Genomic DNA, 20,754 nt, shown 5'->3' on the forward strand with positions numbered 1-20,754 from the left:
TTGTTTTTATTTTTTCCCTATGATTTCCCATTTGAAGTTTGAAACCAACTTATCTGCCCAAAAAAATTCCTCTTATGATTTAATGGATTGAATTATTTAAAGGTTATTATTAAAAACACGTTTTAACTGTATATTAATTATGGTAAGATAAAAATGAATGTAGTGGAATGAGGTGAAATTCGATGCGTTATGCTTGGACAATTTTTTGGACATTCTTATTAGTGCATATGACTGTATATGTTGTTTCTTCCATGATCGGAGTTTCATACGATGCTGCGCAGGGAACGATTTTAGGATTAGCTGCTGCTATCCTGATTTGTATCATCCCAGCTATCATGCCTGCCGGGCCAGCTAAAGACTCTCATCAACATTAAGAAGCAAAAGAGGACATCCTTTTAAGGATGTCCTTTTTGTTATACCGTACTTTGCTTACGGGTAAACTACATTTCAACGTTTTTATATGAGGACCCATTCATCATGATCATGATCATAATCAATCGTGATTCCTTCTTTAAGCTCAACAGTCCCAGCTATGATTTGACGGGCGATTTTCGTTTCCAGATGCTTTTGGATGAATCGCTTCAGCGGTCTTGCTCCATATACCGGATCATATCCCTGGTCCGCAATGAATTCCTTAGCCGCTTCAGAGACATTCAGGACTATATTTTGTTCAGTTAACCTTACTTGTAATTGATGAACCATTTTATCTACGATTTCAACGATTTCTTGTTTCGTCAGAGGTTTGAATAAAACAATATCATCAACGCGATTCAAAAATTCCGGACGGAAATGTCCTCTTAGTTCTTTAAAGACCTGATCTTTTATTTCTTCTTCAATGCCACCATCCACCCGATTGGACTGCAATAAGAAATGGGAACCGATATTGGAAGTCATGATGATCACCGTATTTTTACAGTTGATTGTTCTGCCTTGGGAGTCAGTTATCCTTCCATCATCCAACATTTGCAGCAAAATATTGAAGACTTCCGGATGCGCCTTTTCAATTTCGTCTAATAATATGACCGAGTATGGGTTTCTCCTAACAGCCTCCGTAAGTTGGCCGCCTTCCTCAAATCCAATATATCCAGGAGGTGCACCAACAAGGCGTGACACGGAATGTTTCTCCATATATTCCGACATATCGATTCGAATCATATGTTCCTCACTATCGAATAACGTTTCTGCCAAAGCTTTTACCAATTCGGTTTTACCGACACCAGTCGGCCCCAGAAAAATGAATGAACCGATCGGTCTGTTTGGATCTTTAATTCCAGCCCTTGCTCTTAAAACAGCATCGGATACGAGTTCCACCGCTTCTCCTTGACCTATTACGCGTTCATGCAGGATATCAGATAGGCGAAGCAGCTTCTCCCTTTCACTTTCCACCAGCTTGCTTATAGGAATCCCCGTCCACCTTGCTACAATCGAGGCAATTTCCTCCTCCGTCACTTCCTGGCGAAGCAATCGTGATTCCTGTTTTTCCTTTTCCAATTCGTCTTCCATTGCTTCCAATTCTTTTTGAAGCTGCGGAATCCTTCCATGCCGAAGTTCAGCTGCCCGGTTAAGGTCATAGTCATTCTCTGCCTGTTCCAATTCATGACGCAGTTTCTCAAGCTCTTCACGTTTATCCTGCACCTTTTGAAGCGCTGATTTCTCCATTTGCCACTTGGATTTCATGCTGTTGGCTTGATCCTGAAGTTCTGATAGTTCTTTTTGAAGCACTTCCAGCCTTGCTTTGCTTTGAGGGTCCTCCTCATTTTTCAGCGCAGCCTCTTCAATTTCAAGTTGCATGACTTTTCTCGTGATTTCATCCAACTCGGATGGCATTGAGTCGATTTCCATTCGGATCATCGCACATGCTTCATCCACAAGATCTATCGCTTTATCCGGTAAAAATCGCTCCGTTATATATCGGTTCGAAAGGACAGAGGCTGCAACGATTGCCCGATCATGTATCCTGACGCCATGGTGAATTTCAAACCGTTCCTTTAATCCCCGCAAAATTGAAATGGTATCTTCCACATCCGGTTCAGGAACCAGAACCTGTTGGAAACGGCGTTCCAAAGCCGGATCCTTTTCAATATATTGCCGATATTCATCAAGGGTCGTGGCACCGATACAATGCAGCTCACCGCGCGCAAGCATGGGCTTTAACATATTTCCGGCATCAAGTGCGCCATCCGTTCTTCCGGCACCGACAATTGTATGCAATTCATCAATGAATAAGAGAATTTTACCGTCACTCTTCTTGATCTCATTCAACACCGCTTTTAGGCGTTCCTCAAATTCACCGCGGAATTTGGCCCCTGCGACAAGTGCACTCATATCTAGTGAAAAAACGGTCTTATCCTTTAAACCTTCCGGCACATCCTTCCTGACGATCCTTTGTGCCAACCCCTCGACAATTGCTGTTTTACCTACTCCAGGTTCTCCTATTAATACCGGATTATTTTTCGTTTTACGTGAAAGGATCCTGATGACGTTACGGATTTCCGTATCTCGACCGATTACGGGATCGACCTTGCCCGATTTAACCTCAGCAACGAGATCTCTCCCGTATTTTTTCAGTACTTCATAAGTGCTTTCAGGATTTTGACTAGTCACTCGCTGATTCCCCCTTATATCGCTTATAACCCGTTTTGCTTTATCATAATCAATTCCATATGATGAAAATAGCCTGTTTACATTCGTTTTATTGACTTGCAACGACGCAAGCAGTATATGTTCGACAGATAAGTATTCATCCTGCCACATCTGCATTTCCTTTTCGGCAGCCGTCAAAATTTGCTGTAGGGAGGATGACATGTAAACCTGGGAAACACTTCCGCTCATTTCCGGTAATCGATCCAGTTCCTTATTTAGTTCTATATCAAATTGATTCATCGGTTTACCAGATTCCGATAAAATCCTGATTAATAAACTTTCTTCCTGTTCCATTAAGGCCTTTAATAAATGAAGCTCCGTCAACTCGGGATTCCCTCTATCTTTGGCTAGTTCCTGGCCGCCAATGAATGCCTGTTGGGTTCTCTCCGTCATTTTATTAATATCCATCTTATAACCTCCCATTCACCTATATCATGAACGAATTCCCACTCAGTTTGACCAACTTTGACCTTTATATTTTCATTATACTTCTAATTTTCCCCATGTAAAGGAAAGTTATAAAAAATGCAGGAGTATGGAGGATAAACGAAAAAAACCTTTCTTCATATAGAAGAAAGGCAGACCTATTTGTAAAATGCATTAAATTCCTAATTCAGATGAAACAAAACGGATTATGCTTTCACGGCCGTTTTATTGTAACCATGAAATTCATCGACGAATTGGAAATCCATATCCGTCCGACCTGCAAAGATCGTATCTCGGAGCAGAATGCCTGCAACGGTCGTATTGTGGATGATTTCCCCCCACATTCTTGCACTCGTTTGAACATTAGCTGTACGCGGAATGCGTTCCTCTTGATATTCCAAAAATGCCTGTTCAATGTCATTCCCATGCTTATGAAGCATATCCGACAAATAAGCTGCATCTTCTAAAGCCTGACAAGCCCCTTGTGCCAAGTATTGAAGCATCGGATGTGCAGCATCGCCCGTAAGCGTAATTCTTCCTTTTGTCCAATTATCGATTGGTAAACGGTCATACATCGGCCAGCGGCGTTGCCTTTGAATGAATGAAATCGCATTCTGAACAAGCTCACAAGTTCCGGCAAATACACTGTCCATTTCTTCCGGGGTTCCCCATTGATCTGTTTTTTCGTTTTCTTCCGTGTATTGAGAACTTTTGAACACCACTACTTGGTTGTATAGTTCTCCCCTTCTAACAGGGTATTGAACAAGATGAAGGTTTGGCCCAATCCACATATATACATCATCTAAATCTCCATGGCTCGTAACCTCTTCCATCGGGATCGCTCCCCTGTATGCAACATATTGAGAGCAGACCGGTTGATCTTCCACAAAAAGTTTCCGTGCCTTGGACCATAATCCATCGGCTCCAATGACAGCAGTTCCTGAATGTTTAGACCCGTTGGCAGAAGTAACCGTCACTGCCCCTTCATTTTCTACTGTTTCAATAATGGTTTGGTTCGTAACCAGTTCAATATACGGGTTCTTTTCACAGGCTTCAGCCAGTACTTTATGCAAATCGGAACGATGCAAAACAACATACGGCGCTCCATATCTTTCTTTATAAACATCACCTAAATCCAAAGCGGAAAGCTCTTTGCCGGAAAAGGCATCCATCAGCACCAATCTTTTTGGAAATACTGCAATTTCATTGATTTTATCCATGACGCCTAAACGCTGCAATACGTTGGTGGCATTTGCTGCAAGCTGAATCCCTGCACCAATTTCACCAAATTCGGGAGCTTGTTCAAGGACCTTTACATACTGTTTAGTTTCTGCGATTCCTAAAGCAGTTGCCAATCCGCCAATTCCCCCACCGATAACGATGAATGGTTTTTTTTCTGTGTTCATCATCAATTCCCCCTATATTAGTTGTTTTTAGCCAATGTTGCGGACCAATGCCACAGTAAGCATTTTCATTCGACTGGCATTCCATATATTGCAGGATCAAGCTAAAAGTTCCAAACAGATTATTTTTAAATCAAAACAGGCTTGAATTCACTTTCAACCTTTTGGTAACCATTGTTTGCGTCTAATGCCTGTTGCTGTTCCAAATCGAATCTCTCCATTATTGGTAGGTCGTTCACAGAGAATAAGTAAGAATCCGCTTCTGCAACGTGCTCATGCCATGCCCAATTCGGAACGACGAAATAATCTCCCTTGGACCAGTCAAAACGCACTCCATTAATAACCGTATAGCCTGATCCTTGGTGCACTTGATAAATTGTGGAATGGGTATGGCGATGTGCTTTCGTATGGAAACCTTTAGGAAGTTTCTGCATCCATGCCCCCATCGTCGGATTGGCCGTTTGGCCATTTGATGGATTGATATATTCCACGGCGAAACCTTCATATGGGTCCGGTTCGAAATTCATTAATCCTTCTATCGCTGCTTTAGTGCCTTTCCACTTGTAATTGGCAAGCGGTGCCACTTGTGAATAACGGTCGGATACTGGACGGACCATTCCGCCTTGATAACGGAGCTCTGAAAAGTTATCCGGCCGTTTAGGCGTTTCAATCCGATCTGGATATGGTTCAAAGAAAGTGCCACCTATGGAATAGATGGTTGGGATATCAAGGGCATCCATCCAAATCATTGGTTTTTCGCCAACATGTCCATGACCATGCCATAGGTTTTTAGGCGTGATCAAGAAATCTCCTTCTTCCATGAAGATCCTTTCTCCCTGCACGATGGAGTAGGCACCTTCACCATTCGTAATGAAACGAAGTGCACTTTGGGAGTGACGGTGGGAAGGGGCCACTTCACCTGGCAACAATAGCTGAACCGCTGCATAAAGCGTTTGTGTTGTCGAAGCCCATCCCCAAGGCTGGCGATAAGTAAGGCCAGGGTTTTGAAAATAAATGGCCCTGCGCTCCCCTCCTCGGTCAGGTGTGAAGATTTCAGCTGCTTCCATCAATTTTTTCGTCAAAAGCTCTTCTTTCCATAAATAAGCATGGGCATGAGGTTTAGGTTCATGGTCCATCAAAGCGGGAATGGCTTCCCACAGTGGCCCAAGGTTATACTGCTGAATATCCTTTGTAAAATCTTTTACGATTGTACTATTCATGTATTCCGATTTTTCAGCCATATTAATCCCTACTTTCTTTATTATCTTTCCTCACTGGATTTTAGAAAGATTTCGCTTAATTTGATCATAGTGTCCTGAAACATGCTCATCGATGAAGTGATCGACTATATAAGAAACTGGTTTGTTTCCGAATTTAGCGAAATTCCGGTGTGGCGATTCTTTTGACAGTGTTTCCTCATCTAATTTCCCGAGTCTGCTCTCCACTTTATATTTAAGCTCCTCCACTTGCTTCATGACATCATCAACAGCAAGCTTGTCAGTATCGGTAACTGCTGCCAATCGGGCTGGATCTTGCAATCCACGCCCCCATTTGGCTCCAGGCTTCGCTATTACAGTTTCCACTTCACCTAACCAATAAGGAATGGCCTCAGCTAAATGGGAAAGTATCTGCATGATTGACCATTCATCATCTGTAGGCTTAAATCTGATCGTTTCTTCCGGGAGGTTTGCCGCTGTCTCAAGAATGTGGTCGATTGATTGTTGAACCGATTGGATTGATGTCCCGATTTCCTGATATGCCATTTTATTTTCCCTCCCCGACACGTCTCACACGGTTTTCAAGATAACCTATTTTGTCGATTTCGATTTTGACAACGTCACCATCTTTTAAGAACACTTGTGGATCACGGGCTACTCCTACCCCACCAGGTGTTCCTGTGAGTACGATGTCACCTGGTTCAAGAGTCATTAAATTCGATAAGAATTCAACTAGATACTTCACATCGAATACGAAGTTGGATGTATTCGTTTTTTGGCGTTCTTCGCCATTTACCGTTAATCGGACATTTAAGCCAGATGGATCGGATAGTTCATCGGAAGTGACTAACCAAGGCCCCATCGGAGCACTTCCTTCAACCGTTTTCCCTTGAAGCCACTCAAGTGTACGCCGTTGGATATCACGGTACGTGACATCATTCGCAATTGTATAACCAGCTACATAATCAAGAGCATCTTCTCTTGACACATTACGTGCCCTTTGTCCGACTACAAAAGCGAATTCCGCTTCATAATCTAGTTGTTCAGAGATTGGGAAAAACGGTATATCATCCTGGGGACCGATTACTGTATTGGCGAACTTTGCGAATACCACAGGGAATGGAGGCAGTTCACGACCCATTTCAGCAATGTGCTCACGGTAGTTATGTCCGACACAAATAATTTTGCCTGGCTTTTGGACAGGGGCCTCAAGCTTTATGTTTTCAATTTGATGTACCAATTTATGTCTGAAGGAATCACGATTGTCCAATGCGTAGTCCGCAGCCTTTTTCGCGATGGAAAGGCTTTCATTCCCTCCCTGTAAAAACGCCTCCATAGTTGCAGGGACATACGCTTCAGCGATTTGTTCACTGCGGAGTTTCCCTTCGCTTTCAAGAAGCGCTTGAAAGGCATAGTTCAAGTCGACTATTACATCATTCGGATAAATTGCACCAATACGTTTAAATCCTTGACTGCTGAAAGTTACTAATTTCATATTTCATTCTCCTTTATTAATCTGATTTTTTTTAAAGCCTCTTTTGAGGCCACCATCCTAATTCTGCTGGATTCGCTTTACAAACCAGAATTTGAATGACTGTACACCTTATAGAATCCACTTATAGATAACTTTGTTCACTATTTATATAAATAATAACTCAATTTTCGGAATATTGTCAAGAAAGTATTGAATATTTTTGTGCAAATGTTATCATCTACACCATTATCAGTACTTCGGAATCCATTATAAATTCCGCTAAGTTTATTTATTTAAAAGGAAAGTATATTGATAGCTTCAAGCAGCCAGCGGTTTTTCTTGCTAAATTTCATTTATATTTTACAGATTCTGATATACTAGACCTAAATTAAAACAGATTAGGGAGATTGACTTATGGAAATCGTAAAATCCGGTTCGACGATTCAATCATTACAAATAGGGATGAGCATCATAGATTTACTTGCTTCCCAAAGAACTCCTTTAAGATTCTCTGATATTCAAGAATCAACGGAAATAACGAAAAGTAACCTCTATAAGTATTTGAATACTTTGACTCAACTGGAGTTACTATATCGCGATAAGACAACCGGTATGTATCACCTTGGGAGCAAACTGATCCAATACGGCATGGCAGCGATAGGAAATGAGGATGTCACGAGCAGAATAACTCCTTATTTACAGGAAATCAGTCACCATACTTCTTGCACAGTCCTTTTTTCCGTTTGGACATATGATGGGCCAATTACCGCGAAAATATGGAATTCCAACCAAAACTTAAACATCGGGGCACAGTTAGGTACGCGTCTTCCGCCATCATCCTCTTCCGGAAAGGTATTCACTGTATTTCAGGATCCTTCCTTGACCGAGGACTGGATTGAAAAAGATCGTAATGTTACAGGCTCGTTCCTTAAAGAAACAATTGAATATCATGAAATTCGGAAATACAAAATAGCTTTTGCCAAAGAGCCGCTTGTACCTTCTGTTTCATCCATGTCCATTCCGGTTTTTAATTATAATTCAGAATTGTTGGGAGCGATCACTGCCGTTGGGTTCACCGAAAGCATTCCAGATCATTACGAAGATCCCTTAAGCGACTATTTAAGAAAGTGCTGTTTGGAAATCTCGAAAATATTCGGTTATTCCGGTGAATAGAAAAAGCAGGAAAAAGGATGGCGAACATCCTTTTTCCTGCTTTTAGATGTTTCATGGCTTCCGCTGATATGTCCAAATCCGGTTATGATTGGATGTTTCAGGAAAAGAATCCCCTGCATCAAGCTTTACCATTTTCGGATTCACTACCGTGCTTCCCGTTTCACCGATTTCTACGTAGGTCCCATTATTAGGTGCCTTCTGACCTGGCTTAAATTGGCGATTTTGCCCCATAGATTTCACCCCTTTACATGCTTTCCCTGTTATTATTACCAGGTTCCTTCCTTTCATGTCAGAAAAATTAATGACACACAGGAAATTCGGCAGAATTAAAAAAACGTCTGTTCTCTGAGCAGACGCTTAGACTGTAGACAAACTCGATAATAATTGAGTTTGTCTGCAGTCTTTTTTGTTTTCAAATAGTTGGATTAAAACTTGAGGTGAAAAGGATGCTTTCTAAACATGATTCCATTCAGCGGGATTAACTTGAAAAGATTTACTTTAGATCAACTGGCGCCATCGAACCATTTGGTTCGAAAAATGGAGGCATCAATTGATTTCTCTTTCATTTATGACTCGATGGAAGATATGTTTCAGCGGTAGGACGCCCAAGTATGATCCAGTTATTATTCTCTATAACTGCTACAAATCCAATTCAAAAAGGTTTCAGAATGAGACCATTCCGAAACCCTTTTTTCTACAAACTGAGCAGACGCCTTTTATGGTTAAGACATTAAATCCACCAGGACCGCTTTTTGGGCATGAAGACGATTTCCGGCTTGGTGGAAAACGACGGAATTAGGTCCATCGATGACTTCAGCCGTTACCTCTTCTTCCCTGTGGGCAGGCAGGCAATGCATGAATAAATAATCTTCTTTAGCAAGTTTTACAAGTTCACTATTGATTTGATAATCTTTAAAAGCTTCTAAGCGGAGACTATTCTCGATTTCCTGCCCCATGGAGGTCCATACATCGGAATAGACGATATCCGCATCTTTTATGGCTTCCGAAGCTGAGGTTGTCACCACAATTTCACTGCCAGTCTCTTCTGCCACTTTTTGAGCATAGGCGACGACCTTTTCATCAGGTTTGTAGGCCTCTGGACACCCAATGGAAAAATCCATTCCCATTTTTGCACAGCCTACCATCAATGAATTGGCAACATTATTGCCATCACCGATATAACTCATCTTCAAGCCTTTTAACTGCCCTTTTAACTCGATGATCGTCAAGAAGTCAGCAAGCACCTGACAAGGATGTGCAAGATCTGTTAACCCATTGATGACTGGGATAGAAGCATTTTCTGACAATTCCAGGATTTTTTCATGCTCGAAGGTACGAATCATGATGCCATCAATGTATTCAGAAAGGACTTTTGCAGTATCGGAAATAGTTTCACCACGTCCAATTTGCAAGTCATTGCCACTTAGGAACAAAGCGTGTCCGCCAAGCTGCATCATGCCTACTTCAAAAGAAACACGGGTACGGGTAGACGATTTTTCAAAGATCATCCCCAGCGTTTTCCCTTTTAAAGGCGTATATTCTTCACCAGCTTGCAATTTGCCTTTAATGGTCTGCGCCAGCTTTAACAAATCTGCAATTGCCGTTGGTGTAGACTCTTTCATGGTCAAGAAATCTTTTCCATTTAAAATTTTCACTTGTGTCGGTGCCGTCATTGAACTCATACGTGTGACACTCCTTTCGAATATGATACAAGCCATTCCTGAAGCGAGGTAACCCCTGGATCAGCATTTTCTACCGATTGTAGATAGGCCTTGAAAGTTTCTTCTTCCGTAAATGCAAGCAGTCGGTATTTCGCTGCAAGTAACCTTAGCTTCTTATCTTCTTCCGTTGTTCCATATGCCAAAACGACCGCTGCATTTCCTTCATTTAACCATTTATCAAAATCTGAATTCCCCAATGTCAAACCTGCTTCTTTGATTTGCACTAACAAATCTTCACTTAATTGGACTGACCCTGATTGATAAACACCTGAAGTATGTTTAGCTTTTTGAGCATGGAATACTTTTGTTAACGCTTCATTTACCGATTCTCCGATGGCGATTCCTTCACCTGTTGATTTCATTTCCGGACCTACCTTCGAATCAAGTCCGCTTAGTGCAAATGTAGAGAATACCGGATATTTGACGACAGCATATGGAATTTCTTCCATTAAGCCCGTTTTTTCGAACGCATTCGACAATGAATATTTCCCGAGCAATATTTTTGTCGCTATTTGCACCAAGGATACATCGGTCACTTTACTGATGATCGGAATTGTCCGACTGGCACGAGGATTCACTTCCAATACATATACACTATTTCCCTCAATCACGAATTGGATGTTCATAAGTCCTTTATAACCAAGTTCCCTAACTAATTTTTCAGCATAAAGGGTCATTTTATCTTTGATATCATCCGTTAAGGACTGAGCTGGCAATAATGCCATGCTATCCCCTGAATGGACGCCTGCTTTCTCTATATGTTCGGCAATGATGGGAATGTATACTTCATTTCCATCCGCAATCAAATCGATTTCGGCTTCCTTCCCTGGAATATAGGAATCGATCAACACGGGATATACAAGTGCCGTTCCATTTGCCATTCTATTCAATAAGCTTTCCTTGGAGCGGATGATTTCCATTCCCTGGCCGCCTATTACATAGGATGGGCGTAAGAGCACTGGAAAACCGATTGCCTCTGCACGGGCAATTAATTGTTCTTCACCATTGGCCATTGAACCCGGTACATGGGGGATATCCAGTTTTTGAAGAAGCTGATAAAAACGATCACGATCTTCTAATTGATCAAGTGTATCGAATGAAGTCCCCAACAAATTGACACCGTATTCTTCCAGGCCTTTTGCCAGGTTTATCGCAGTCTGCCCACCAAATTGGACGATAACATCTTTTATATCTTCCGCTTCTATTACATTAAGAACATATTCAAGAGTTAAAGGTTCAAAATAAAGACGATCTGCCGTCGCAAAATCCGTGCTTACCGTTTCCGGGTTATTATTGATCATGATCGTTTCAACATTTTCATCCTGAAGTGCATAAACACCGTGAACCGAACAGTAATCAAATTCTATTCCCTGTCCGATGCGAATCGGACCGCTGCCAATCATCAAGACTTTCTTTTTATCAGTTTTTTGCTGTTCGTTCTCACCAAAATATGTTGAATAGTGATAGTTCGTATGTGATGCGAACTCGGCTGCACATGTATCAACCGTTTTGTAGACCGCCGTAAGGCCTAGTGATTTGCGGAGTGCTCTCACTTGCATCTCACTTACTTTCCATACGGATGCAAGATAGCGGTCTGAAAAGCCCTTTTCCTTGTATGTCTGCAGTTCTTCCCTTGTTACCTGATCGATTGCCTTAGCTTCAATCTCCATTTCGTTTTGAATCAATGATGCAAAGGATTTAAGGAAGAAATAATCTATGGCTGTCGCTTCATGGATTTCTTCAATCGTCACACCTTTTCTAAGCATTTCAAAAATGACAAATATTCGTTCATCAGATTTTTCTGCAAGCTTTCCCCAAAGGTCAGGAACCGTTTTATTTTTCAGCGATGATAGCTGCAGCCCAATCGTTTTCAATTCCAAAGAATCGACGGCCTTTTGGACTCCCCCTTCAAAGCTGCGGTGTAATGCCATCACTTCACCAGTCGCCTTCATCTGTGTTCCCAATTTGCGGTTGGCGGTCGTGAATTTATCGAATGGCCACCTCGGGAACTTAACCGCTACATAGTCAAGAGCAGGTTCGAAGCTTGAATAAGTGCTATTCGTTACAGGATTAATGAGCTCCGATAAATCGTAGCCGACAGCTAGCTTTGCGGCTATGCGTGCTATGGGATAACCTGTTGCTTTGGAAGCTAGTGCCGATGAACGGCTGACGCGCGGGTTTACTTCTATTAAATAATATTGCTTGCTATTCGGATCAAGTGCAAATTGAATGTTACAGCCGCCTATGATACCTAAAGCAGAAATGATTTTAATGGAAGCGGCACGCAGCATCTGAAACTCATCATCCGATAAAGTCTGTGATGGTGCCACGACGATTGAATCACCTGTATGAATCCCTACCGGGTCGATATTTTCCATATTACAGATGGTGATGCACGTATTGTTGCCATCTCGCATAACTTCATATTCGACTTCCTTATAACCAGCTATGCTTCTTTCAATCAAGCATTGTGTAATCGGGCTTTCTTGAAGTCCGCCCCGTACAAGTTCCTTAAAGGTGTCCAGTGAATCAGCAATTCCACCGCCAGTTCCGCCGAGTGTATAAGCGGGACGAACGATGATGGGGAAACCGATTTTGTCGGCAAATGCCAACGCTTCTTCAAGTGTATGGACAATTGTACTGTCGGGAACGGGTTCACCTATTTCAAACATCAACTCACGGAACAGTTCACGATCCTCCCCTTTTTTGATGGAATCGATCGGAGTTCCCAATAATTTGACTTTATATTTTTCAAGTATTCCAGCATCATCCAATTGATAAGCAAGATTCAATCCTGTTTGACCGCCTAATGTAGCGAGCAGGCCATCCGGCTTTTCTTTGGAAATGATCTTTTCCAGTACATCAACCGTTAAAGGTTCGAAATAGACGGCATCCGCATTCATATCATCAGTCATGATCGTTGCAGGATTGTTGTTGACCAGTATGACTTTATATCCTTCTTCCTTTAAAGCAAGGCAGGCCTGTGTACCTGCATAATCGAATTCGGCGGCCTGCCCGATGACAATCGGCCCCGAACCAATCACTAGAATGGTCTGTATCGTGTCGTCCTTAGGCATAAGCTTTTTCTCTCCCGCTATAATCATTTATCATTTGTAAAAAGTCATTGAATAGTAATGAACTCTCGATAGGTCCTGGATTTGCTTCTGGGTGGTACTGGGTAGTGAAGATTGGCAAGTCTTCATGCATGAGCCCCTCAACCGTGTTATCATTCACGTTTCTGAATCTCACTTGAAGCGATGTTCCTTGTAAGCTCGGTTCATCAACCTCATAACTATGATTCTGCGAACTCATATACACCTTTTTCGTTTTCAAATCGACCACGGGCTGATTCGCACCGCGATGTCCAAACAGCATTTTTTTAGTATTTCCACCTAAGGCAAGGGCCGTTAATTGATGACCGAGGCAGATGCCCATCGTTGGAAAATTCGTAATGATCTTTTTTATGTTTCCTAAAAGGTATTCAAGCTGTTTTGGATCCCCAGGTCCATTTGAAAGCAAAATACCATCTGGCTTCAAGTCCTTGATTTGTTCGAATTCAGTATCAAATGGTACGACAGAGACTCGGCAGCCTTGCTCGACCAATGAATCCAATATGGATTTTTTATAGCCGAAATCCATCATTACCACGTGCTTGTCGCCTTCCCCAAAACTCTCGACAACCTTTGTGGATACCTCAGCAACGTGGGCTGACAAACCATTCAGGCCAGGTACGACAGTGTATTTTTCTTCCGCTGTGATGACTGCCTGCATGGAACCTTCCTGTCTTATATTCTTAACGACCGCTCTTGTGTCAACATGGCTTAAAAGAGGTATGTTCCACTTGTCTAAATATTCACCCAGTGAATATTTAGCTTGATAATGGGAATGGCTCATATTTCCTTCGTATACAATCACACCGGCAACATGCGGCTTCTTACTTTCAAAGTCATGTTCATTGATTCCATAATTCCCGATTAGTGGGTATGTGAAGATGACAATCTGGTCCTTATAGGAAGGATCTGTCAACACTTCTTGATATCCGGTCATTCCTGTAAAAAAGACAATCTCTCCAGTGATTGTTTTTTCAGTCGATTTAGTCAGCAGTTCCCCTTCAAAGACGGAACCATTCTCTAAATATAGATAGCTTTTCATGATCTTCACCTCTTTAGATGATGTATATTTATATATACAATAGCATAATTATTCATTTTGTTCTATAAAAATTCAATAAATTTAGACAATTTGTTTAATTGCCAATACTTTTTTAATCTTGTTTATAGCCCTATCGATCTCCGATTCGGTAACTGTCAGAGATGGGAGTAAACGAAGTACTTTAGGACCTGCACTCAATACAAGTAAGCCCTCTTCTTGCAGTTCCATTAAAAACACCTGAACATCTTGTCTACATTCAATTCCGACCATCATTCCCAGTCCGCGAATCTCTTTCACTTCTTCCATGTCCTTCAATGCTTTTGCCAATTCGCTCTCAAGGTATTCAGCCTTTTTAACGGTTTCTTTTAAAAACCCTGATTGGAAAATTTCCTTTAACACGGCTTCGGCCGCTGAGACACTAACGGGATTACCTCCAAAAGTGGATCCATGACTTCCAGGGTTAAAGAATTCAGACAGTGCTTCCTTTCCAATCATCGCCCCGATTGGCAGGCCATTTCCCAGCCCCTTTGCTGAAGTGATGATGTCCGGTTGGATATTAAAATGCTGGAATGCAAATGGTTTCCCTGTACGCCCTATCCCAGTCTGAATTTCATCAATGATAAGGAGAGCTCCGTGTTCTTGGCATTTAGTTTGAATCGCGTCCAGATATGGTTGCTGTACAACATGGATGCCGCCCTCTCCTTGAACAATTTCAATCATTACAGCTGCCGTATTTTCATCGATTGCTGCTGTCATGGCATCATTATCATTAAATGGAACATATTCGAACGAAGCTAGCATCGGTCCGAAACCAGTCTTGATTTTTTCCTGACCCGTTGCAGCCATCGTTGCAAACGTACGGCCGTGGAAAGACTGCTGACATGTGACAATTTTGCTTTTCCCAGTAGCTTTACGTGCTAGTTTGATAGCTGCCTCATTCGCCTCGGCACCGCTGTTGGCAAAGAACACCTGACTTAAACCAGAGGCATCAGCCAGCATTTTTGCTGTCCGCTCCTGTATGGAACTTTGAAACATGTTCGATACATGCCAATATTTATTAAGCTGTTCCGTAACGGCCATTTTTACCTTCTCATGACAATGTCCAAGATTCAAAACCCCGATTCCGGATGTGAAATCCAGATACTCTTTACCTGTTACACTCGTAATCTTCAATCCTGACGCTTTTCTTGGCTCAATGTTCCACCTTGCATATGTTGGAAATAAAGAACTCATTGAAATACCCCTTCTTCCTGAAGAAATTTCGTACCGATGAATTGTCCGCCTTGATAAAAATGATCTTTCCCACTAACGATCATCACTTCTTCAATCCCTTTATTCAGCACCGACAACGCTGTATTGACTTTCGGGATCATTCCCCCATGGATACTTCCATCCATGATCATATTCTTCGTTTCCGTTTCATTCAATCTCTCAATGATCTGCCCATTCTTCAGGACCCCTTTAACATCGGTCACAAATAAACACATATCGGCCGATAATGCCTTAGCTACAGACCCAGCAGCCATATCGGCATTGACATTTAATTTTGTGCCTTCTTCGGTAGTTGAAATGGGCGTCAATACCGGACAATAACCTTTTTCGAATAAAAGTCCGAATAATTCCGTATTGACCTGTTGTATCTCACCAACAGCTCCAAGTTTCTTTTCATCGATATAATCACCTGTGAGAATTCCACCGTCAGAGCCATTTATACCGATTGCCTTGATGCCATGAGATTCCAATTTATGAACGAGGCTGCGATTCGATTTGCCTGCCAGCATAAGTTCCACAATTTCCAACACTTCAGTGGTCGTTTTTCTTAAACCATCTTCAAATACTGGTTCAATTTCAAATTTTTCTAGCATTGAATTTATATCAGGGCCGCCTCCATGCACAAACACAATATGGTAGCCGCGGTTTTGTAACTCTTTAACACTATTGAAAAAAGACTCCGATAACTCATTAATGATGCTGCCGCCGCACTTTATGACTAATATGTCCATACTTTTCACCTCTTACGAACGATAGCTTCCGTTTATTTTCACATAATCATAGGTTAAATCGCAGCCCCATGCCGTGCCTGATTCATTACCATCTTTCAAATAAACATGAATGATGATACTTTCGTTCTCCAAGTATGCTTTGGCTTCTTCCTCAGAAAACATGATTGGCTCACCATCTTTAAGTACGACGATATCACCAAAAACGATCGTTGTTTGATCCGGATTGAATCCCACTCCGCTTCTTCCCATTGCAGCAATGATTCGTCCCCAGTTTGCATCCGCTCCAAAAGCTGCCGTTTTCACTAGATTTGACCCAACGATCGTCTTCGCCATCATCTGTGAATCCTGCTTCGTATTCATGCCATGAACATTCACTTCTATCAGTTTTGTGGCACCTTCTCCGTCTTTCGCAATTTGTTTGGCGAGATTTTCGGAAGTTTGCTTTAATAATTCCAGGAAGATGGACCATTCCGGATGGTTAGGTGTCAACGGTTCATTGTTCGCTTCCCCATTCGCCAGCACCAATACCATGTCGTTCGTTGAACAGTCGCCATCAACCGTGATTTGATTGAATGTATCATTTGTAATGGAGGATAATGCTTGCTGTAAATCATCCGGTTCAATGACAGCATCCGTCGTAATGAAACCGAGCATTGTGGCCATGTTTGGATGAATCATTCCCGAACCCTTTGCAGCACCGCCCATTTTCACGGTTTTACCGTCAATAATTGTTTCATAACCACAGCTCTTCGTTACAATATCCGTTGTTAAAATGGCGGTACCAAAATCTTCAGCAGCTTCAGGTGTATTTTCTGGATGCAATGACTCTATGCCTTTTCTTACTTTTTCCATTTCCATGAATTCCCCTATGACTCCCGTTGAAGCCACTGCAAATGAATGGTCCTCCAAACCGAACTTTTGAGCCGCAAGCTTCCTCATTTCATTTGCATCTTTTAAACCCTGTTCACCTGTACAAGCATTCGCACAAGCACTATTCACTACAATGCCGTGAAGTTTTCCAGTAACGGCAATACTATCTTTCGTTACATTGATTGGAGCGGCTTGAACTACATTTTGTGTATAAACCGCCGCGGCTGATGCTGGGACATCGGTAAAAATGATGCCAACGTCCTTTTTGGAATAACGTAATCCCGCATGGACACCTGACGCTTTGAACCCTTGGGGCATTAAAATGTTTCCTTCTTGAATTTGTTTGATTTCTTCAACTGGCTGTAGTGTATTCATTGTTTCCCTCCAAAGTTTACGGATATAGCGGACTGTTCCATAGTCCTGCCGTTTCTTTTAGTCCCATTAATATATTTGCATTTTGAATGGCCTGCCCTGCAGCACCCTTCACTAAATTATCAATAACTGAAACCACCGTTACCTTACCTGTCCTTTCATCATAATCGACGCCAATGTCGCAAAAGTTCGATCCATATACCTGTTTCGTGGATGGAAAGCGATCAAGGGGCTGTACCCGGACAAATGGGTGGTTCTCGTATACGGTTTCGTATAAATCCTTTAATTCAACATTTGAGGTTTCCCGATCTACCTTTATATACATCGTTGCCATAATCCCTCTTGTCATTGGCACAAGATGAGTATTAAAGGTAATAGGCTGTAAACCTGATGACCATCGCCCAAGCTGTTGTTCGATTTCCGGTATGTGTTGATGTTGATTTACCTTATATATCTTAAAGTTCTCATTCATTTCACTATAATGGGTGACTGCCGAAGGTGATTTACCTGCCCCTGAAACCCCGGATTTTGCATCGATGATCACTTCGGCAGCTGCTCCGGCCAATCCTTCAGTGAATAAAGGGGCAAGCCCTAATAGTGAAGCGGTTGGGTAACACCCAGGATTTGCAATAATCGTTGCTTTTTTTATTGCTTCAGCATTCCATTCAGCCAATCCGTAAACGGCTTCTTCAATAATATGCTGTGGCGCGGCTGGTTTTTTATACCAGTGTTCGTATTCACCTGGAGTTTGAAGTCTTAGGTCTCCCGATAGGTCGATTACTTTTATGTCAAGGTCAGAAAATTCCGAAATCAATTGCGAGGAAACACCGGAAGGAGTTGCAAGAAATACAATATCTGATTTTTTTGCAATCGCTTCCGGATCAATTTCTTCTAATGTATCTTTCATATGCATTAAATGTGCATTTTCTTCATATAAACTTCGACCAAATTGGGATGAAGTATGCAATGATTTTATTTTAAATTGCGGATGATTATTCAAAAATCTTATTAGTTCCACTCCTCCATAACCCGTTGCACCTACTATTGATACGTTCATAAAACCATCTCCTATAATTTCAGGTCCCTGTCATTCTTTGATTCTATTATTATAAGACTGAATAAAAATAAAATCAAATGTATTTTTATAAATTTTCAAACAAAAATTTAAAATGAAAAATTATCCACCAAAAATCCTATATTATCCAAATATGTTGACTGCTAGGGTTTTTTCCGTTTAAATCAAAGGTAGTAATTGAGTAATGACGGTATCTGAAAGGTGGTCATATGCATGAATGAATTATCGTTATCTAATCGGATGCATGCAATTTTAGATAATAAACAACAAGTTAAACATATGGAAAAAGGGCACTACCTTTTTCAGGAGAGCACCCCAGCAAGTGATTTGTATTACATTATAAAAGGGAAAGTGGAAGTGAGTAAGGTTGTTCCCGACGGTCGGGAATTAACTATACGCATTAGTGCGGAGAATGATTTAGTTGGGGAAACAGTCCTATTTTCTCAAAATCCTAAATATATGATGAATGCAAAAATGATGGAAGATGGAACTGTTGCAGTTATTTCCAAACAAGCATTAGAAGAAAAAATCGCCTTCGATAGCCATCTTGCAGTTGAGATGATGACATGGTTATCCGCTCAAAACCGTAAAAATCAGGCTAAATTCCGTGATATGCTCCTACACGGTAAGAAAGGTGCATTTTACTCCACCCTGATCCGTTTATCAAATAGCTATGGCTCTGAAGCAGAAGACGGTAAAATTATCAATCTTCCCTTTACAAACCAAGAACTCGCCAATTTTTGCGGCACATCCCGCGAGGTAGTCAATCGAATGCTCGCTCAATTAAGGAAAAACAATGTCATCTCCATCAAAAAGGGACGCATTACGATTCTTGACTTTGACTATTTAAAACAGGAAATCGACTGCGAAAACTGTCCAATAGAAATCTGTACCATCGATTAATCCCACCCATAAAGCAGCCGTACATAATGCCTTACTGATCTTAAAATGATTGGCGTTTATTACAGGCTAATCCATCCCTAGGACCATTGAATTATTTTCATTACCATATGTCCTATATAAAAATGCATAAAAAAAGTATAAAAATCGATTTCGTCCATTGACTGGCATCAGAGGTTTCTAACAACTATACAAAAAAAGGGATGGCATAGCTGCCATCCCTTAATTTTCCATTCATTCGGAAAGGAGTACTTATGTATATTACCCGCCAATGAATGACATTTCGATTTTTTCCTGTTTCTTCACTGTTCCCGCTGCCCGCTCATCCGAATAGCGGTCGTCCCTACGATTCCAAAGAGAAATGATGAACCCCGTCAATTCTTCATCTGTCATGTCGGAACGGAGCAATGACTTCAAGTCATGTCCCTTTCCATTAAACAGGCATGTATATAAACTTCCATTAGCAGAAAGACGTGCACGTGTACAACTCGAACAAAAAGACTCGGATACCGAGGTTATGAAGCCCACTTCTGCAGTAGCGCCCTTATAACGGAAGCGTTTTGCCACCTCTCCAAAATAATCTTCTTCAACCGGTTCAAGTTCGAATTCGGTTTGGAGCATCGCAAGCAGTTCTTTTTTCGTAATGACATTCTTCAACTGCCAGCCATTTGTATGCCCGACATCCATGAACTCAATATAGCGTAATTGAATGCCCTCATTTTTACAAAATCGGGCCATCGGCAGGATTTGAGATTCATTGGTTTCTTTTTTCACTACCATATTCACTTTAACGCCAAGCCCGGCTTCTTTGGCAGCAGCGATGCCTTCAATAACAGGCTTTATGCCGATGTCCCTGCCGTTCATCTTCTTGAAAAGTTCATCATCGAGGCTGTCTAAGCTGATATTCACCCTCTGCAAACCAGCTGCCCTCAAATTTGCGGCATGTCTTTTCAAGAAGACACCATTCGTAGTCAATCCAATATCTTCAATACCATCAATTTTAACGAGATTTGAAATCAGAGTGGTAAGATCTCTCCGAAGTAATGGTTCCCCGCCCGTCAACCTTAGTTTTTTTACCCCTAAGCTTGCAAATATTTTAGAAAGCCTTACAATTTCCTCATAAGATAATAGCTCACTTTTAGGCAGGAACTGAAAATTCTCATGAAAGATTTCAGCAGGCATGCAATACTGGCAGCGAAAGTTACAGCGATCTATGACTGAAATCCTTAAATCCCTTAGCGGCCTGTCCAATGAATCTTTAATATGACTGCTCAATTAACCACTCCTAGCCAAAAGTATAAGAAAAAAACCAGACCATAAAAAGT

Annotated in this window: 18 protein-coding genes; 4 read left to right on the plus strand and 14 right to left on the minus strand. The window is 41.5% G+C overall.

Annotated elements, in window-relative coordinates:
- Positions 1 to 182: 182 nt before the first annotated feature.
- A complete protein-coding gene (locus Q8G36_RS09165; RefSeq protein WP_048686917.1) occupies positions 183 to 374 on the plus strand; it encodes a YjzD family protein in 192 nt (63 codons plus the stop codon).
- 82 nt (positions 375 to 456) lie between these two features.
- On the opposite strand, the gene clpB is transcribed toward Q8G36_RS09165, so the two are convergent.
- The 5 genes from clpB to Q8G36_RS09190 all read right to left on the minus strand — a co-directional run bounded on the left by clpB (position 457) and on the right by Q8G36_RS09190 (position 7,184).
- Positions 457 to 3,051: an ATP-dependent chaperone ClpB gene (clpB, locus tag Q8G36_RS09170; RefSeq protein ID WP_305159770.1), complete on the minus strand. Its 2,595-nt coding sequence runs from the start codon at positions 3,049 to 3,051 to the stop codon at positions 457 to 459.
- Positions 3,052 to 3,275: 224 nt separating this feature from the next.
- Entirely contained in the window at positions 3,276 to 4,475 is a 1,200-nt protein-coding gene (locus tag Q8G36_RS09175; RefSeq protein WP_305159769.1) for an FAD-dependent monooxygenase, read from the minus strand.
- A 125-nt stretch (positions 4,476 to 4,600) separates the two neighbouring features.
- Positions 4,601 to 5,713, minus strand: a complete 1,113-nt coding sequence (locus tag Q8G36_RS09180; RefSeq protein WP_305159768.1) for a cupin domain-containing protein — start codon at positions 5,711 to 5,713, stop codon at positions 4,601 to 4,603.
- Between the two features lie 30 nt (positions 5,714 to 5,743).
- Positions 5,744 to 6,235 (minus strand): DinB family protein, encoded by a 492-nt coding sequence (locus tag Q8G36_RS09185; RefSeq protein WP_305159767.1) that lies wholly within the window; start codon positions 6,233 to 6,235, stop codon positions 5,744 to 5,746.
- 1 nt (position 6,236) lies between these two features.
- Positions 6,237 to 7,184 (minus strand): fumarylacetoacetate hydrolase family protein, encoded by a 948-nt coding sequence (locus Q8G36_RS09190; RefSeq protein ID WP_305159766.1) that lies wholly within the window; start codon positions 7,182 to 7,184, stop codon positions 6,237 to 6,239.
- A 393-nt stretch (positions 7,185 to 7,577) separates the two neighbouring features.
- Here Q8G36_RS09190 and Q8G36_RS09195 point away from each other — a divergent pair, with 393 nt between their 5' ends.
- The gene (locus Q8G36_RS09195) at positions 7,578 to 8,336 is read left to right on the plus strand and encodes an IclR family transcriptional regulator (RefSeq protein ID WP_305159765.1); all 759 of its coding nucleotides are present in this window, start codon (positions 7,578 to 7,580) and stop codon (positions 8,334 to 8,336) included.
- Positions 8,337 to 8,387: 51 nt separating this feature from the next.
- Here the strand turns inward: Q8G36_RS09195 and Q8G36_RS09200 are convergent, their stop codons facing one another.
- Complete coding sequence (locus Q8G36_RS09200) at positions 8,388 to 8,567, minus strand: YjzC family protein (RefSeq protein WP_061143036.1); 180 nt, start codon at positions 8,565 to 8,567, stop codon at positions 8,388 to 8,390.
- 228 nt (positions 8,568 to 8,795) lie between these two features.
- Between Q8G36_RS09200 and Q8G36_RS09205 the strand changes: the two genes are divergently transcribed.
- Positions 8,796 to 8,936 (plus strand): hypothetical protein, encoded by a 141-nt coding sequence (locus Q8G36_RS09205; RefSeq protein ID WP_305159764.1) that lies wholly within the window; start codon positions 8,796 to 8,798, stop codon positions 8,934 to 8,936.
- A gap of 122 nt (positions 8,937 to 9,058) precedes the next feature.
- Here Q8G36_RS09205 and argF read toward each other — a convergent pair whose 3' ends face one another.
- The 7 genes from argF to argC form a co-directional block, all read right to left on the minus strand.
- A complete protein-coding gene (argF, locus tag Q8G36_RS09210; protein WP_305159763.1) occupies positions 9,059 to 10,018 on the minus strand; it encodes an ornithine carbamoyltransferase in 960 nt (319 codons plus the stop codon).
- Positions 10,015 to 13,134: a carbamoyl phosphate synthase large subunit gene (locus Q8G36_RS09215; RefSeq protein WP_305159762.1), complete on the minus strand. Its 3,120-nt coding sequence runs from the start codon at positions 13,132 to 13,134 to the stop codon at positions 10,015 to 10,017. The genes argF and Q8G36_RS09215 overlap by 4 nt, the downstream gene beginning before the upstream one ends.
- Positions 13,127 to 14,209: a carbamoyl phosphate synthase small subunit gene (locus tag Q8G36_RS09220; RefSeq protein WP_305159761.1), complete on the minus strand. Its 1,083-nt coding sequence runs from the start codon at positions 14,207 to 14,209 to the stop codon at positions 13,127 to 13,129. Before Q8G36_RS09220 ends, Q8G36_RS09215 begins: the two co-directional genes overlap by 8 nt.
- Positions 14,210 to 14,290: 81 nt before the next feature.
- Positions 14,291 to 15,442 (minus strand): acetylornithine transaminase, encoded by a 1,152-nt coding sequence (locus Q8G36_RS09225; RefSeq protein ID WP_305159760.1) that lies wholly within the window; start codon positions 15,440 to 15,442, stop codon positions 14,291 to 14,293.
- Positions 15,439 to 16,212: an acetylglutamate kinase gene (argB, locus tag Q8G36_RS09230; RefSeq protein WP_305159759.1), complete on the minus strand. Its 774-nt coding sequence runs from the start codon at positions 16,210 to 16,212 to the stop codon at positions 15,439 to 15,441. The genes Q8G36_RS09225 and argB overlap by 4 nt, the downstream gene beginning before the upstream one ends.
- 12 nt (positions 16,213 to 16,224) lie before the next feature.
- Positions 16,225 to 17,457 carry a bifunctional ornithine acetyltransferase/N-acetylglutamate synthase gene (gene argJ, locus Q8G36_RS09235; protein WP_305159758.1) on the minus strand — a complete coding sequence of 411 codons (1,233 nt, stop codon included), beginning with the start codon at positions 17,455 to 17,457 and terminating at the stop codon, positions 16,225 to 16,227.
- Between the two features lie 16 nt (positions 17,458 to 17,473).
- Positions 17,474 to 18,511 carry an N-acetyl-gamma-glutamyl-phosphate reductase gene (gene argC / locus Q8G36_RS09240; protein ID WP_305159757.1) on the minus strand — a complete coding sequence of 346 codons (1,038 nt, stop codon included), beginning with the start codon at positions 18,509 to 18,511 and terminating at the stop codon, positions 17,474 to 17,476.
- Between the two features lie 231 nt (positions 18,512 to 18,742).
- On the opposite strand from argC, the gene Q8G36_RS09245 reads away from it, so the two are divergent.
- A complete protein-coding gene (locus tag Q8G36_RS09245) occupies positions 18,743 to 19,432 on the plus strand; it encodes a Crp/Fnr family transcriptional regulator (protein ID WP_305159756.1) in 690 nt (229 codons plus the stop codon).
- Between the two features lie 258 nt (positions 19,433 to 19,690).
- Here the strand turns inward: Q8G36_RS09245 and moaA are convergent, their stop codons facing one another.
- On the minus strand, positions 19,691 to 20,704 hold the full coding sequence (gene moaA / locus Q8G36_RS09250; protein ID WP_305159755.1) for a GTP 3',8-cyclase MoaA: 1,014 nt from the start codon (positions 20,702 to 20,704) through the stop codon (positions 19,691 to 19,693).
- Positions 20,705 to 20,754: the final 50 nt, after the last annotated feature.

It is taken from the genome of Peribacillus frigoritolerans (assembly GCF_030676415.1).
Classification (GTDB): domain Bacteria; phylum Bacillota; class Bacilli; order Bacillales; family DSM-1321; genus Peribacillus; species Peribacillus frigoritolerans_A.